At 47.8% G+C, this 16,064-nt stretch carries 10 protein-coding genes; all 10 read right to left on the reverse strand.

Going from position 1 to position 16,064, the window contains the following annotated elements:
- Positions 1 to 160: 160 nt before the first annotated feature.
- The 10 genes from ACO08K_RS17370 to ACO08K_RS17415 all read right to left on the reverse strand — a co-directional run bounded on the left by ACO08K_RS17370 (position 161) and on the right by ACO08K_RS17415 (position 16,006).
- Complete coding sequence (locus ACO08K_RS17370) at positions 161 to 745, reverse strand: hypothetical protein (protein WP_421797680.1); 585 nt, start codon at positions 743 to 745, stop codon at positions 161 to 163.
- A 46-nt stretch (positions 746 to 791) separates the two neighbouring features.
- Positions 792 to 1,349: a DUF4256 domain-containing protein gene (locus ACO08K_RS17375; protein WP_421797681.1), complete on the reverse strand. Its 558-nt coding sequence runs from the start codon at positions 1,347 to 1,349 to the stop codon at positions 792 to 794.
- A gap of 95 nt (positions 1,350 to 1,444) precedes the next feature.
- On the reverse strand, positions 1,445 to 4,000 hold the full coding sequence (locus ACO08K_RS17380; protein ID WP_421797682.1) for a M1 family aminopeptidase: 2,556 nt from the start codon (positions 3,998 to 4,000) through the stop codon (positions 1,445 to 1,447).
- Between the two features lie 95 nt (positions 4,001 to 4,095).
- On the reverse strand, positions 4,096 to 5,016 hold the full coding sequence (locus ACO08K_RS17385; RefSeq protein ID WP_421797683.1) for a helix-turn-helix domain-containing protein: 921 nt from the start codon (positions 5,014 to 5,016) through the stop codon (positions 4,096 to 4,098).
- Between the two features lie 16 nt (positions 5,017 to 5,032).
- A complete protein-coding gene (locus tag ACO08K_RS17390; RefSeq protein ID WP_421797684.1) occupies positions 5,033 to 5,899 on the reverse strand; it encodes an SDR family oxidoreductase in 867 nt (288 codons plus the stop codon).
- Positions 5,900 to 6,199: 300 nt separating this feature from the next.
- A complete protein-coding gene (locus ACO08K_RS17395; RefSeq protein WP_421797685.1) occupies positions 6,200 to 6,790 on the reverse strand; it encodes a hypothetical protein in 591 nt (196 codons plus the stop codon).
- A gap of 62 nt (positions 6,791 to 6,852) precedes the next feature.
- The gene (locus tag ACO08K_RS17400) at positions 6,853 to 9,372 is read right to left on the reverse strand and encodes a cation-translocating P-type ATPase (protein ID WP_421797686.1); all 2,520 of its coding nucleotides are present in this window, start codon (positions 9,370 to 9,372) and stop codon (positions 6,853 to 6,855) included.
- Between the two features lie 117 nt (positions 9,373 to 9,489).
- Positions 9,490 to 9,963, reverse strand: coding sequence for a hypothetical protein (locus ACO08K_RS17405; protein WP_421797687.1), 474 nt, complete (start codon positions 9,961 to 9,963; stop codon positions 9,490 to 9,492).
- Positions 9,964 to 10,064: 101 nt separating this feature from the next.
- Positions 10,065 to 10,991, reverse strand: a complete 927-nt coding sequence (locus ACO08K_RS17410) for a GNAT family N-acetyltransferase (protein WP_421797688.1) — start codon at positions 10,989 to 10,991, stop codon at positions 10,065 to 10,067.
- A complete protein-coding gene (locus ACO08K_RS17415; RefSeq protein WP_421797689.1) occupies positions 10,988 to 16,006 on the reverse strand; it encodes a C25 family cysteine peptidase in 5,019 nt (1,672 codons plus the stop codon). Before ACO08K_RS17415 ends, ACO08K_RS17410 begins: the two co-directional genes overlap by 4 nt.
- Positions 16,007 to 16,064 lie beyond the last annotated feature (58 nt).

Genomic DNA, 16,064 nt, shown 5'->3' on the forward strand with positions numbered 1-16,064 from the left:
ATATCCCTCACAAAACTTTTGTGCTGTCCAAGTTTGCCCAAATGGTTTGAATGTTTCTACCGTCATCGCTCGAATATTCGTAAACCATAATCGTATGTTTAAACCGTTTATTTTTCTTCATTTTCAGCATTGCCATTCAGTTGATTACTGTTTTAAGTGGTCAAATTTTAATCGATTGAGAATAGCTAATGAACGTTTCAATAATTGCTTTGCTTACCCTAAACCAATTTTCACTTTCACGATTAATGCCTAAATAGTCTGTATCTTTTCCTTTGATGACGAAGTCATATTTAAAGTCTGGGAGTTGAATGATTAGCTCTTCAAATGAATAATGAATTGGCCGGGGCGGAAAAAACTTAGAGCGCTTAAGTTTTGCAAGTTCCTTTTTATAAAATGGATCTTTTAATTTAAACAAGGGCTTGTATAGGTCGATTTTTCTAAAAAGAGAACAGGAATCTATAGTGAAATATTTTGGATCATGTACATCGTCAAACAGTGCAAGTTTAAATTGTCCATTTTCCTGGGTCAGTGCATAAATGGTTTGTCCACCCCTGGTGCTTTTTGCTGTATCTGTGTAAATGACCTCACAACCGATACAACCAGATTTGAGTATTAAGATGGTATCAATTTTTGAAGACTCTAGTTGCTGAAAATATTGGGTAAATTGCTGTTCTGCATTTTGGGTCTGTCCATAAACTCCTAAGGTCAAACCAAGTAATCCAATTATTGACAGGTTTTTCAGCATGGTCATTCAATTGTGAGTCTTCAAATGATCAGTAATTTAGCATCCCTCACACCCTCAAGCACCCCCGAAATCCCCTCGCCCCATAATAAGACTCTGCACCATTGTGGTACACAAAAACATGGCCATAACGGAAATCACAAAAGAGGGCACCGCCCAGTTTTCGGATATCCGGCGGGGTGAGGATCCAGCTTGAGGTTTTGGTATCGAATTTTCCAAATTGCTGCAAAGCCCGGTATTGTTCTTCGTTTAGCAGTTCAATGCCCATGTCGGCGGCCATTCCGACGGCGCTATCGTCCGGTTTGTGTTCTTTTCGAGATTCCAGCGCTTCGTGGTCGAAACAAACACTGCGGCGGCCTTTGGGGCTTTCGGCTGCACAATCGTAAAAAAGGTATTCGCCGGTTTGAGTGTCCAGTCCAACTACGTCTGGCTCGCCGCCCGTTTCTTCCATTTCGTAAAGTGAGCGCAGCTTTGTCGGATTGGCTTCCAGTTTGGTTTGTATCGCTGCCCAGTCAAGGCTCTGGTGGCGGTTTGGATTTTTTTCAAAGCGGGCTTTTACTGTGTTGAATAGCGTTTCGCGCTGTTCTGGAGACAATGGTTTGGCCATACCTAAGGTGTTGTGATTTGCTGGTAAATTCTTACATGCAAAACGAAAACCATTGCTCTTATTGCATTTGGGTGCTACACTTACTTGAATTGCATTTACTTTTTTGCCAGGTCGGCTTTTAACTGTTCCTCAAAAGCTTGGATGGCACCCATGGTATTTTCATCATTTTGGTATCTGCTTTTCAGCGGTGCAAAAATTTCCAGCCCTTGCGGACCCCCCAAAGTGACAATCAGCAGCACTTGATGGAAAATATCGTCGCGGTTGTTTTCTTGCATTGCCTGGTTGAAGCGTTCTAGCAGGATCGGGTAGGCTTTTTCGGTTTTACCCAAAGTTGCCAAGGTTTGGGCTGCCACAAAAGGATAATCCCAAACATTGCCCAAAAACCAGCGTGGAGACTGATTGTCGGCCAGTGCGGCCACGGCAATCGCCTCTGCACGGGCATCCCCCAATTGCGCCAAACCGGCCAGGCAGTGCATCAAACTTTGGTTTTTCCAGGATGGCCGATCCTTCAATTTTACCAGCGCTTCAAAAGCTTGCGGACTTTTTGTTTTCCCGAGGGCGACAGCGGCGGCATTCACTACGCGGTCGCTGGTATCGGCCAGGCAGGAGACATACAAATCGGCGTATTGCGGATCGTTGGTCATGCCCAAACTGCTCAGCGCCGCCGCTTTGACCCAGGATTTTTCCTTTTTAACCAGAGCAATCAACAATTGAGTAGTGGTTTGATCGTAGGGCGGAGTTTGGATAGCTCTCAATTGCCCGATGACGTTGAACCGAAAGCGCCAATAGGCCTGACTTTGGATCACCTGTTGAAAGGCCTGGATGATGCGATTGCGCTCCGAAGCCGGGGTGTTTTTATCTTTGGCAATTTGGGCCAATTCAGTCAGGGCAGTATTGCGGGCAGACATGTCTTTGCTGTGCAGGAACAAGTGCAGCCATTCTTCCCCGCTTTTTTCCCATTGAAGCTCTTTGATCCAGGTTTGCTCCACGTCAAAGTTCAACATTTTGGGCGGGCCAGGCAGGCGAAAAGTAAAATGGTTGTCGCGCTGTGGCTTCAACTGAATTACTTCCTTTTTACCGTCGATTTCAATTTCCAATTTGCCCTGAAAAAAGTTTACTTGTGGGTAGGTGGCCATGGAATCCTTTTGCTGAATTTGTTTGACGTGCAAATGATACAGTTTGGTTTTTGCATCAAAAGTACTGCTTAGTTCAAAAATCGGGTGCCCGGTTTGGTAAATCCATTGCTCAAAGAACCATTGCAGGTCTTTTCCGCTGGCTTTTTTTATGGCATGTTGAAAATCCTGGGTTGTAGCCAACGCGAAAGCTTTTTCCCGGATAAAGGTTTGGATCGCTTTAAAAAAGACTTCGTCGCCTAATTCTTTGCGCAACATGCGCAACACCAGCGCGCCCCGGTATTTGGCGTAGCTGTCGGCTGCAAAATTTTCTGGATCCTCCACTTTTTCAGGTACGATGGGATGGCGGTTTCCATTGTTCCAATCGCCAAACACACTCCCAATCTCCCAAGGATAGCCCCACAAGAGGTATTCTTCAATGCCATTTTCCGCTATGGCATACAGCCCTTCAAAATATTGGGCAAAGCCTTTGGCTAGCCAGAGGTCTGCCACCGTTTTGGGCATGATGAGGTTCCCAAACCACTGGCTCGCCAGGGCATTGAACTCCACTCCATCCCAGAGGTACAAATAATCCTGGTGGGTTCCGTAATCATCGATCATGTTGTCCGAAATGATGCTGCAGCTGTTTTGCCCAATCAAACTCGGGAAGGGGTAATCCTGCACCATCACTTGTGCATATTGTGGGTAGGGATAAGCGAAACCCGTTTTGTTTTCCAAAAACTGCAACATATCGGGCAAACGCACCGTGGTGGCGCTGGCAGCTTCCTGCTCATCCGGGTAACAGAAGGTGTGCAGGGGAATGCCACGTACAGTTTGAACTAGATCGGCGTAATTGCCTGCCGCAAATGCGGCGAGGTAAACCGGATAGGCTTTTTTTGTTTGGTAGTGAAAAGTAACACTACCATCCACATTCGCTTTTTTCTCCAACAAGGTACCATTGGCAACAAAGGTAAGCCCCGGCTCCAGTGTAGCAATAAATTCTGTGGTACTGAGATCGGCCCAATTGGGGCTACACGGCAACCAGTAAGCCGTGTTTTGCAGCTCGCTTTGCGACCACAATTGTTTTCGCTTAATGGGGTTTGCCTGGGTGGGTTGGAAAAAACGAATGCCTTTGCCAAAACTGCCGCCGATGGCATTGGGGTCGGGTTCGTTGTGGTGTCGGGTTGTGTAGGCAATGCTGAGCTCCAGTTTTTCGCCGGGCTGGTAGTTTTTATCCAAAGACACATTCAGGCGATGGGCCAGGGTATCCAGGGTAAAAGTGAGCTCCTTTTTTGCTGCTGTATGTACAGATTGGATCAGCAAATCATGCGCTGCCAGTTGGATGGATCGGGCCGCTTGAGTAAAGGCCAGGGAGATGATCACGTCGGCGCTGGCCTGCTTTTTTGTCCAGTCAAATTGAAGCTCAATTTTGTAATGGCTGATGTCGATGGGCGAAGTGGTAGGTAAGGTGTTTTGAGTCAGCAAAGTGATGGCTGAGCAAAGCAGGAAACTCGCAGATAGTACTATTTTTCTAGACATAAGGCAGGAATAAGGTAGTTGTTACCCACCAAAAGTAATGGCCTTATGCTGCTGGCTCCGGTCAAAAAAGGGACACGATCAGCCAATTTCTGGTGTCAATTAAAAGTCTGTCTAAATTCCAAAGGTGAAAGGTTTGTCTTGCTCTTGAATAATTTGCTGAATGATTGTGGATGTTCAAAACCTAAGCTGTATGCAATTTCGTTTACAGATAAGTTGGTAGTTGATAACTTTTCTTTTGCCAACTCAATCAATTTATCATGGATGAATTGTTTGGTGCTTTGCCCGGTCAACAGTTGCAGCAAACGGCTAAGATAATTGGCAGAAACGTGCAAGTTTTCGGCAATGAACTGTACCGTAGGCATTCCTTTATTGGCCAATTGATCACTATTGAAATAGGTATTTAGTAAAACTTCTAATTGATTCAATAGCTTATGGTTGGCTATTTTTCGGGTGATGAATTGTCGCTGGTAAAAGCGTTCGGCATAGGTGAGCAGCAGCTCTATTTGAGCAATGATTACCGCTTGGCTGAAATTGTCGATATTGCTGTGGTATTCTTGGGCGATATTTTGGATGATGTCCGTAACCAAAGTTTCTTCTTTTTCGGAAAGATGCAGTGCTTCGTTTACGTTGTAGCTAAAATATTCGTACTGTTTTATTTTTGTTGACAGTGGGCTGTTCCAAAGAAAATCTGGATGGATAAGCAATAACCACCCCGAATGGCTAAATTCTTCATCTGCTGCGGTTTGAATAGATAAAATTTGTTTTGGGGCCATAAAGTGCATCACTCCCTCATCAAAATCAAATTCCTGTTGCCCATATCTCATTTTTGCAGTAAAGTTTCGCTTCAATGCAACAGAATAGAAGTTGTGCATGATACTCTTGGGGCCATTGCCTGGCTGGCGTTTTATGTCATCAAATTTCACTACACTAACCAAGGGGTGTTCCGGTTTTGGCAATTCCATAAACCGGTGGTATTCAGCAATGGTTTTGATGTGATGTGGTGTTGATGAACTCATGGCACAAAGGTATCCTTTATAAACCGAATAAGGTTTTTAAACCTGCTTTGAGCGAAGTCACTTGGCGGCCCAATTTGTTTTCTAGGTCATTGCTGATTCCGGCCTCCTGGTTGTTTTTTATGTCGGTGTTAAAATCAATGATTTTTTTAACCATCACTTGGGGCAGTCCTTTTCCGAGCATCATTGCCTCAAATGCAGGAATTTCGACTGGTGTATATTTTATTTCTTTATCCGAAAGTTCGGTCAGTACAGCGGCTACGTCATAAAATGAATAGCTTGCATTGCCTGTAAATGTATACGTTATGTTTTCGCAATGCTCGTTCAATAACACGTTTGCCATTGCTTCACCCATGTCTTTTCTCAAGGCAAAAGCAACTTTGCCGTCGCCTGCTGGCTGAAAAATGCCTGTGTCAAATACTTGTTTGCCAACAAACAACGGGATAACGTCCATATACAAGGCATTTCGAAAAATGGTGTATCCCAGCCCGCTCGCTTTAATGTAGTCTTCTGTGTCAAAATGGTCAAACATCAGCTTGTTTACCAGCGTTGTTCTGTCGCGCAAAGACCTGCTTGTATAGGCAATACAGCTTACTCCTGCTTTTTTAGCTGCGTCCACCACATTGCGGTGTTGTTGCATCCGGTCGCCTTCATCACCTGCCGAAATGAGCAAAACGGTATCCACGCCAATCATTGCTTTTTCAAGGGCCTTGATGTCGTCGTAATCGCCATGATGGGTGTTGAATCCCTTCGTCTGCATCGCTGCCAGTTTTTCCTCTTTGCGCGATAGCACATTGATCTCCTGAGCCAAAACCTGCTTCAACAATGTTTCGATGACCGTAGTCCCCAAAATCCCGCTAGCACCTGTCACTAAGATTTTTTTCATTTTTCATTTTTTGTTGAGGCAAAGGTCTACAACTGCTCCAAGGTATTCGTGCTCAAATCTATCCCTGTATAAGTCAAATCTGATCTTTTACCTCTCCTTTACACTAGTTTACAAAAAATAGTACCCGCTAGAACCAAGTCTGTTTACTTTTGGAAAAAACCCTTTCTTTATTATTCCAGATTCGCGTTTGAGGGGAAAACCGAAAAGATTAAGGGTGAAGAAATTGTAGCTCCTTTTGACAACCGCTTTAAAGGAAAATGCTACTTCATGCGTAGAAAAGTAATTGACTCTACTCCCTGCTTATTTGAGCCTGATATCAAATCTACCTTCGCTTATCACAATGGAATCGGTAGTTGAGGTGACAAAAGACGCTTCGCTGATTCTTCGGAATAATTTGCCTGAGAACTCCCCTGACATTGTTTTTGAGAGCAGGTCAATTTTGGTAATGACAATTGTGAAAACTGGATTGCTTGCTGAAAGCAAATAGGTATTATCCGGCTGCCGGATCTCGGAGAATGAATAAGCAACGCCAATGGTGTCATTCGTAAGGGTGCTATAGGTTCCTGCGCCCCGAAAGTTGGTGCTCAGATTTAATTCGATGTTTTCCTGAGTATTCCAGGCATTGTTTTTATACAAAACCTTATCTGCCGTGATGGAAATGTCGCCGTCGCTGGGATAGTACCTACCGTTCAAGTTTTCCCGACAGCCCCCCGCGAATGGGAAACAAACCCTTCCATAATTGGTCCAGACCCCAGTGTTTAAAAGAAATCCAAAGGTGTGTTGCCCTGATTGGGTCTTTGCCGGAAGCACCAAGCTAAGCCCGCTATCGTCTTTTATACAGGAACTGAGTAGCCAGACCAATGCCAGAAAAAGAACCAGGGAATTTTTCATAACCTGTTTTATTCCCTATAGACTGTTTTGAGCCAAGACACGTTGGAGGATGACCACAATTTTCATTGCACAGCCTCCGGATGTTTGTCCTTTCTCCGCTTCCGCCATTTGATCAATTCATACCAAATCACCGACACAAATCCAATACCAATACAAGTAGCAATTTGCAGCAAATCCAATGGCGTAAACAAAAAGAAACGGGCAAATGGTGGCACATACAACAGCAAACCAGTGATTGCAACGGTCACGCCGATGATGAGCAGCACCAGGTTATTTTTGTACTTCAGAGTGGTCAGGATGGAATAATAAAAAGAACGGTTGACCAAGGTCAGAAAGATATTGGCAGCCACCAGCACAGTGAAAACCATGCTTCGGGTGGTCGATTCCGGGAAGCCCAGATAAACAGCATATTGATAAGCGAATAAGGTTCCCGCCGTAATCAACAAGCCTTGGATGATGCTGGTGGTCAACTCTTTCCAGTTGAAAAAAGTAGTGGTGAAAGGGCGGGGTTTTTGCTTCATGGTATTGGCTTCCATGGGCTCGTTTTCATAAATGATCGAGCAGGTTGGCCCCATGATCAATTCCAGGAAAATGATGTGTACAGGCGAAAAAATGTTGGGGTAAATCCAGCCCAGCACCAGTGGAATAAACACCGTCAGAATGATGGGGATGTGAATGGAAATGATGTACTGGATGGCCTTCTTCAAATTGGCATAAATCTTTCGGCCCATGGCCACTGCATTCACCATTTTGGAAAAATTATCGTTCACCAAAATCAGCGAAGCAGCTTGTTTGGCAATCTCGGTGCCCTTTTTGCCCATCGCAATGCCAATGTGGGCGGCTTTTAGGGCGGGGCCATCGTTTACGCCGTCGCCAGTCATGGCTACAATTTCATGCTGCGCTTTCAGGGCTTCGATGATTTTTAGCTTTGCTTCGGGAAACATCCGGGTAAAAACCTGGGTGTCGAGCACCGTAGCATTCAAGGCTTCATCCGACAATTGCATCAATTCCTCACCACTGATGCTCTTCTCATAGCCTTCGAACCCAATTTGTTTGGCAATGGCTGTGGTGGTGGCAGCATTGTCGCCAGTAACAATTTTGACCGTGATGCCGGCTTTGTAAAAACGTTTGAGTACTGCCTTGATGTTCTTTTTGGGTGGGTCATAAAAGGCCACCATGCCCTTGAAGTTGAACTGGAATTCCTGCTGAGTGGCGGGGAAATCATTGCCTGCAAAATCCGCTTCCGCAACGGCCAATAAACGGTAGCCATCTACAGCCAGCTTATCGATGGCATTTTCAATTTGGACTTTTTCCTCGGCGGATAAGTTGCACACTTTCATCAAGGCTTCGGGGGCACCTTTGGCGGCAATGATGCGATGGCCAGCATCATCTTCAAACAAGTGGGTCATCATCGGCGGCTTGCCATCCAGGGGATACTCGTGAATGATTTTGTAGTGTTTCCTTTCGTCTTCGAGGTAGCTTTGGGAATAGGCGTCGTGCAGGGCAATTTCCATGGGATCAAACGGAATGGGCTCACTGGCCCACATGGCGAGCCTGAGCAGGGCTTTTTCCGCATCTTCAATGGTGTTTTCGGCATCCCTGAGGTCGTCTGAGCCGAGCAGGAACAGTTTGGCAAGGCTCATTTTGTTTTCGGTGATGGTGCCCGTTTTGTCGGTACAAATCACGGTGGCACTGCCGAGGGTCTCCACGGTTTTCATCTGTTTCACCACAATCCCCAACTTCATCAAACGCCAGGCACCCAGGGCCATAAAGGTGGTGAAGGCCACCGGGATTTCTTCAGGCAAAATGCTCATGGCCAGGGTGAGCGATTTTAACAAACTATCCAACAATTGATGGGATTGAAAATAATTGATCACCCACACCAGCACAAAAACTACAGCCCCGGCCAGCACCATTTTTTGCACAAAATTGTTGATCTGCAACTCCAAGGGGGTCTTTTCCTCCTCAATGCTTTCCAGGCTTTTACCAATTTTACCCAACTTGGTTTCATTGCCAATGGCGGTGATGCGAACAATGGCCAGACCGCTGGCAACAGTGGTGCCTTTGTACACAAAATGGTCCTCACTGTCTTTGTCTTTGCTTACCGAAAGCGACTCGCCGGTGAGGATGGATTCATTGACCGAAAAATCGTTGGAGTGTACAATCAGGCCATCGGCAGCAATGGAGGTTCCTTCCTCAACAATCAGGCTATCGCCAATTACCAAGTCTTCACTATTGATTTCTTCGGTGCTGCCGTTTCGAATGACCTTGCATTTGGCCTGGGTGAAGTTTTTGAGTTTCTCCAGGGCATTGCGGCTGCGGGAATCCTGATACAAAGAGATGGTGGCAACCAGCACAATGGCGAAGACCATAAAGAAGCCATCCCCTACATCTCCACTGATGAAATAAATAGAGGCTGCCACCAACAACAAAATGAGCATGGGCTCTTTGATCAAACTTTTTAAAGCGTCCCAAAAGCCATTTTCTTTTTTGAAGTTTAACTGGTTCGTTCCAAATTTTTTTCTGGCTTCCAGCACCTGGTTGCTGCTAAGGCCTGCGATATTGTAATTGTTGGTAGGCATTGGGATTTATGGTTTGAAGATTTGTGGTGGGCTATTGATACAAATATAGCTGATTCAAACGAAGAGAGATCTCGTTAAGCAAAACAATATCAAATGCTGGAGCAATTTTCAGGGTTTTTATAAAAGCTGCTCCAACTCCACGCTGTAGTCGTGCTGCAAGTCTTCGTGCAGGAGCGGAATCACCTTACGGATGCGGTCCAATTGCCGATCATAAAGGTTTTGCAGTACGGTAATCCGCTTGATGGATGGTCGGATTGCTTTCATCTGGGCGCAGAAGAACAGCAAGAGTTCTACTTCCGTTTCTTTTTTGGTGGAATAACGGATCGTCGTTTTTACGCCACGCAGGATTTTGCTTACGCCTTTTTTGATAAAAAGTTGGGATTTGGTGTTGATGGCTGAAAACTGCTCCAGCATCTCCGCCTCAGTCCGGCGAATGAATGTGTCTTCATCATCGGCGTCAAAAAGCAGGTAGCTGAGCAGCTCCTTGTTCTCTTTTTTGAACTTGCTCAAGCGCAAACACAATGCGACCAGCTCGTAAGGGGATCGCTGCTGTAGTTCCTTTTTTAAGTCTTTTACGCTGGCCGCTTTCATCAATTTGGATTATCGGTAAGGGGGTAAAGTTAGGCATTTCTACAAATAGCGGCTTGGGCAGTTTGGGGCTAATTTTCATCGATTACCTAAGCCTCTCGCATTCAATGTGCGGATTTGTGAATAACCCGCCATTTTTTTACCACCAATCCTACCTTCAACTCCCCTCCAAACTGTCGGAAAAAACCTTCCACCCCTTTCAAACTACTGCCTTCAAAATCAAAAACCTGCAAGCCGCTTGCCGCAGCATCCTGGATCGCTTGTTCGATCAACATAGCCACGGCTCCATTGTGGGCATCGGAGCTACGCCCACTCGCCAGGAGGTAAGCCCAATGTTGATCTCGCAGTACCCAAATGGCCGCCTCCTTTGCCCCGGTCTGTTCCTGAACTGCCCAGTATAGAATCCCAGCCTGCCGCGCTTGACTAGCTTGAAACAGCCTTTCAAATTGTTCAGCAGTATAGGGCATTTTCATTTTTTGCGCAGCAAAACTCAATTGATTTATAGCATAAAAACCTTCGGTCGAAGTCGCTTTTTCTATATGGTACAGCTTGTGGGCGTTGCGGATCTTGTTGCGCAAAGCGGTAGTAAAATGATCGCTCAAATCCCCTTGTTGAACGTCAATACAATAGGTATACTTGATGTCCAGTTGAAAGCCTTGCCAACGAAAGCCCAGGGCATTGTGCAACTGAGGATGCCACCTTTGGCGAAAAAACAGGGCCGTGGGAACTTGCGCCAACAATTGTGCTTGTACTTTATGCTCCAGGGCATACCGATTGGCTTTTTTTAGTCCTTCCGGGAAATCATACCAAGGCCCCAGATAGGGCGTCAGCGTAGGCATGTCAATTCCTTTCAGCCCCCACCTTTTTTGCCAAACGTAGGGCATCACAGCGATAATTTTTCCCTCGGCATCTTTGGCCAGTGCTACCGCCCAGGCATCACCGCAAGCCGCATCCAGCCACCAGGGCTGAAAAAACAGGGGCAAGTGGGTACACGTTGCCGCCCATACTCGGTATTCCTCGATCGCACTCACCGCAGCAAGACAATTTTGCCAAAGCCTTTGTCAAAAAAGGGATCTGCGGCGGAGCTGAACAATTTGATCGATTTGCCCTGAGCGTCTTTGGCCACCACTCGATACAGGTACACCCCATTGGCCAGTTGATCGCCGTATTGATCCTTGCCATCCCACACGAAGTCCGACAAATGAGTGCCAACCCGCATGACTCCAAATTCATTTTGGCTGATCTCCTTCACCACCTGCCCGGAAACGGTCAGGATTTGGATGGAAAAATAGGCCGGCTCTTCTTTGCCCGTCAAGGTGTAGAAGAAGCGACAAGAAGTTGTAAAGGGGTTGGGGTAAGGCAACAATTGGCTCAAACTCTGCTCCTGCACGATGCGGAAGGCCACTTGAAATAGGTTGCCACCCGCCAGATTGCCACTGGCATCGCGCGCACGCACGAGGAGTTGGTAGTCGCCGTCCAGCACAAACTGGGGTTGCCACTCAATACGCGCCGATTGCCCCGCCTTTTCAGCTGGGATAAAGCGGACATTGCCCTGGTTGAAGCGCAATACAATGGGCGAGCCCTGCGGCGGAAGAACCCGGACTTCAAACAAGCTGGTATCCTCCAGGAGTAAAAACTTGTTCTCGTCGCGCAGTGTGATGTTGATGAAGGGTTGGGCACTGACCAGGTCCTTGTGCAAAATCCGCAAGCCATCAAAAGTGACATCCACCAATGGCGCAGCCCGATCGGTGCGGACAAAAAAGGAACCAAGTGCCAGGTTGTTCTGATAGTTGAGTTCGACTACATTGCGTTCGGGATTCAATTCAATTTGCACTTGATACAGGCCCTGAAAATTGCGGGTTTCGAGATTGGCACTGAGCAAAAAGGAATCCAGTGCACCGATGCCTGCGGTTTTGAAACGCTGAACGGTGCTGCGGTTTTGGGCATCGGTCAAGGTCAGCAAGACATTGACACTATCCATCCGGCCATTGCCCAGGTTGTAAATGGGCAAACGCAAATTCAAAGGTTGGCCTTGCTCAATGGTGTCCGGTAGAGCCGCCTTACCCAGCCGGACTACTGCGTCGCCCAAACCTTCATAATGCACCCGCCAATAATCCAGCTGGGCCGGGGTACGCAAGGTGCTGTCCTGAAAAATACTCTTTAATTCCAAATAGGGATATTGAGCAGCATCCAGGTCATTTAAAGCAATGGGGTTGGGAGCATTGCTGCCGGTGTATACCACTCGGCCTACTTTGCCACTGGCATCCAGGGCCGAAATTTGCCAAATCAAGCTGTCGCGTGGAGAATCGTTTTTAGCCACCCAAAGCACCTCTCGCCAACTTTTTGCTGGCCCAATCCGCTGGTAACTGATGCTGCCCTGGCGCAGTTTTTCTGGTAGGTCAAACCGAATTAAAGCGGGAGTCTGAGGGTCAATGCTGAGGGCTTCGGCCAACACGGGTCCACCTTTGACGTAGGCAAAAGTATAAGGTCGGGTGCCCAGTGGAATCATGTCGCGAATCACTCTGGCCCCTTGTTTTTCCAAAACTTGAAAAAGGTTGCTGCCAAAAACAAGCGAATCGGCCGCCCACTTGTCTACCTGGATGGATTGTCCCTCATCGTGAACGGTCATAAAAAGCACATAATGCCCTTTGGGAACCACCTCCTCCACAAATTGAATCACTTTTTTGCGCTGTTCGGTGGTATTGGTAGCAAAAACAAAAGCCCAATCGTTGCCATTCATACTCCCATAGCGTTGGGGGCCATCGGAGTTTAACCAGGGCTGCCCCGTGAAAGGATCAAAAACCGCGACGACCACACCCTGTACAAATACTGCCCGGAAAATGCGGTTGTTGTTGTACAAATAGCGGGTCGGGACATTGTTGAATTGGTTGTTGAAGGGTACCGATTCGGCGATGATGTTGTTGAGTTTGGACTGAAATTCCAGTTTGCGTTGGGTTTCGTTCCAGTTGAGTTGTTGCAGGGAATTGCCCAAAAACTGAAAATAATGCGATTGATTCCAGCCGTCCTTTCCTCCGGGTTGGTACAAAAAGGAACTTTGTCGCCAGGCTTCGGCACTGGTCGCTGTATCGGGCCGAACCCGCCAATAGTACACCCGGCCCGCCTGGAAAGCACCCGCCCGGGGCGACCAGGCCAATAAGCCAGCCTCTGAGCGCCGGGAATTGGCCAACAATGCCGGACTGTTAAAAAGTGCGCTGGTATCCAACTCCATGCGGTACAATTGGTCCTGGTTGCCAGCTCTGGCAAACAAAATCGGTGGGCGCTGGCTGGGGGTATAGATGCCAAAATTGCCCGGCGAAAGCGGGGCGAAATCATTGGCGACAATCACAAATTCCAGGCCCTCCTGGCCACTGCTGCTGATCAAACGGTTGTTGTTTTCGGCAGCCGGACTGGGCACTTCGGCTACCCGATTGCTGGGGTCAATTTCGATCAACAAGCGGTTTTTGCCTTCGCCACTTTTGCCCAAGACCGGCAAACGCAGTTGAATGGTGTCGGCAAAACCCTGGATGTTCAGCCGAAAAGGATAGGTAATCTCCTGCCCACTGGGCAAAATCCGTTTGAGGTTGACGCGCAGGGAATCGCGGTAGTTTTGGCCCAAGTTGAGGATGGAAAAAGTGACCGAAAACGAATCCTGATCCACCGTAGGGTTGCTGGGTTGCAGGCGAAAACTGCTCAAATCCGGGGTGAAATCCGGCCCTTTGTAGCGATTGAGCCGCACTGCTGGGTCGCCGTGAAAGCTCAGTTGCTCACCCATGCTGCGGAAAATGAAGGAATTGATGCCTTCCAGGCTTCGGCGCGCTACGTTGGTGATGTCGCCCACGCCATCCAGGTAGTTGGGGCCGCCCAGTGCTTGATAAAATTGGGTCAGGAAAAACTCCAGGGCTCCATCATTGGCAAAGCCGGAAGAGGCGAGGTAGACAATCCCACCGTGTTTGGGGGTCAGGATGAAACGTTCACTCAAACTATTCTGGCGATCGTACAATTTGCCAGTGAGACAACCCAGGGAGAAAATCAGCGGGTAACGCCCCGTGTTGTCGAATAGCAAAGGATCATCAAGCCCAAAGTCAGTGTTGGTGACCGCGCCGTGCCCCAAAAAAACTTTGATGGCTACCCCGGCATTGACTGCATTGATGACCTCTTCAGCCGTAGAGGTCACCACGGTTTCGGCACTTTGTTTGTTCACCGTGGTGACGATGGCCCCAAAATCGTTGTTGCTCAATACTGCCCCCGAACGCTGGAGCCGAGCCTGAAAGGTGCTTATTTCATTGCCTCCGACATTGCCCCCCGAGATGTGCAATACCCGTTTGCGCCAGGCCAGGGATTGGGCATCGCGGGGGCCATCCAGGGCCTGGTCGTATTCTTTCAACTTATTGAGGTAATCGCGGATTTGGCCGGGTTCCAATACGGCGAGTCGCCCGATAGGCACAAAGGATGCCAGTTTTCCATTGGGGGCAAACAACAGGTTGTCCGAGCCTGGCGTGCCAAAAGTGGGAATAAAATGCTCTGGGCGCATCTCGGCATTGCGCTGCCGCAAAAGGTTGTATTCGATGCCATGCCCGATGAGCAAGATGTATTTGGGCTGACTGTGTTTTTTCAAAAAAGCGCCAAAGTTGCGCAAGGCTTGAGGGTGATCAGCGACACCGTACCCAAATTGATCAAAAATCTGCTGCACATCGGCAACCAATACCTGGTATCCTCCACCCGTACTCGAACGGCGGTAGGCCGCGTATTCCTCCACATTGTCGCGGCCCTGAGCATCTTTGCGCAGGTTTTGGTGGGAAATGATGATGAAGTTGGCTCGGGCATTGCGGTAATCTTCAAAAATTCGGGGGCTGATTTGGGTGATTTCTTTGACTGCTTTACTGGGGTTGATGAGCCAAAGTTCCGTTTTTTGAGCCAGGGCTGGCAAAGTAAAACGGTATTGTCCACTGCCGATGGCTTCCAGGGGTACCCGCAATTGGGGGTTTTGGAGGTATACAATTGGGGCATCGCCACCGTCAAAATCGGTGATTTCGTAATAACTGCGCTGAGCCTGCGCTTCTACCCAAAAGCGGGCCGCAGTGTTTTGATTGAAACTAAAATCGGCGGAATATTCCAGCTCTACAAAGGCTAGGGTAGAGGACCCTCCCGAAGCCGCAGCCAGGTTTTCAACCCGGATTTTCATACTGCGGGCCAGGGCATTGCTGGCGATTGCCCCACTGTAAGCCGCAACCTCGTAACGCCCCAGGGTATCGTTGAGGAGCCATTGGCCATCGGCATTATTGGGTGCGTCATTGCGGATGGAACGCAGGCGGATGGGCTGCGCTACGCTGACTTGATTGGTGCAAAGGCGCAGGCGAACCTGAGCAGGTGTGGCACCTGTGGCGGGCAATTTATCCAAATTAAAATCTACTTCGCGATTGCCACTAAAGGCGGAGCCAAAACCCTCGCCCATGTCGTAGCTGGAATAGGCCACCAGATTTTCAAAATCGTAGCGGGTATGGTTGAATTGTTCGGAAAATACTGTGCTATTGACTTTGCGGCAGCTCAGTATTTTGCTGGGCAGGTTGTTCCAATCGTTGAGGTGATTCGTGTAGCGCAAGGTTGGAGCACCCGTTTTGGCAATGGTCAAGAAATACACTGCGGTATCGGAAACCAGGCTGTAGCGAGGATTAAACTGATCGCTCTCGGCTGTTTCAAATAAAAAACGATCCAACTCGCCCCGATTTTTTTGGGCTACAAACTCCAGATAGGCATTGCTTTGTAGTGGGGAAGCGCCCGTGGAAACGAACAGCGGCACTTCTTTGCCTTGTTGAAAAAGCTGGAATTGGCTGCCCGGACTGTTTAGTGGAATGCCCGCCGTTTGTAGGGTGCTGTAGCTGATGCGGTAAACACCATCCTCCGTAATCTTGATTTTGTAATAAACCTGCCCTGGTACAATCCACTCCGCACCGTAAAGGGTATCTACCCCCGTTGGCATTTGAGCATGCAAAGAAGAAACCAGCAGCAAAACACCCAGCACACTCCAACTAATCCTTTGACTCCACATATTGAGGTCTATTTTTTGTAGTATTAAATCGATTTTTGGTGTAGTGTTCCTGTGGAAA

Source organism: Haliscomenobacter sp. (genome assembly GCF_965225875.1).
Lineage (GTDB): Bacteria > Bacteroidota > Bacteroidia > Chitinophagales > Saprospiraceae > Haliscomenobacter.

Excerpts from the sequence above, each read along its gene's own strand:
- ACO08K_RS17370 (WP_421797680.1), bottom strand. The coding sequence starts at position 745 with ATGCTGAAAAACCTGTCAATAATTGGATTACTTGGTTTGACCTTAGGA.
- ACO08K_RS17375 (WP_421797681.1), bottom strand. The coding sequence starts at position 1,349 with ATGGCCAAACCATTGTCTCCAGAACAGCGCGAAACGCTATTCAACACA.
- ACO08K_RS17380 (WP_421797682.1), bottom strand. The coding sequence starts at position 4,000 with ATGTCTAGAAAAATAGTACTATCTGCGAGTTTCCTGCTTTGCTCAGCC.
- ACO08K_RS17385 (WP_421797683.1), bottom strand. The coding sequence starts at position 5,016 with ATGAGTTCATCAACACCACATCACATCAAAACCATTGCTGAATACCAC.
- ACO08K_RS17390 (WP_421797684.1), bottom strand. The coding sequence starts at position 5,899 with ATGAAAAAAATCTTAGTGACAGGTGCTAGCGGGATTTTGGGGACTACG.
- ACO08K_RS17395 (WP_421797685.1), bottom strand. The coding sequence starts at position 6,790 with ATGAAAAATTCCCTGGTTCTTTTTCTGGCATTGGTCTGGCTACTCAGT.
- ACO08K_RS17400 (WP_421797686.1), bottom strand. The coding sequence starts at position 9,372 with ATGCCTACCAACAATTACAATATCGCAGGCCTTAGCAGCAACCAGGTG.
- ACO08K_RS17405 (WP_421797687.1), bottom strand. The coding sequence starts at position 9,963 with ATGAAAGCGGCCAGCGTAAAAGACTTAAAAAAGGAACTACAGCAGCGA.
- ACO08K_RS17415 (WP_421797689.1), bottom strand. The coding sequence starts at position 16,006 with ATGTGGAGTCAAAGGATTAGTTGGAGTGTGCTGGGTGTTTTGCTGCTG.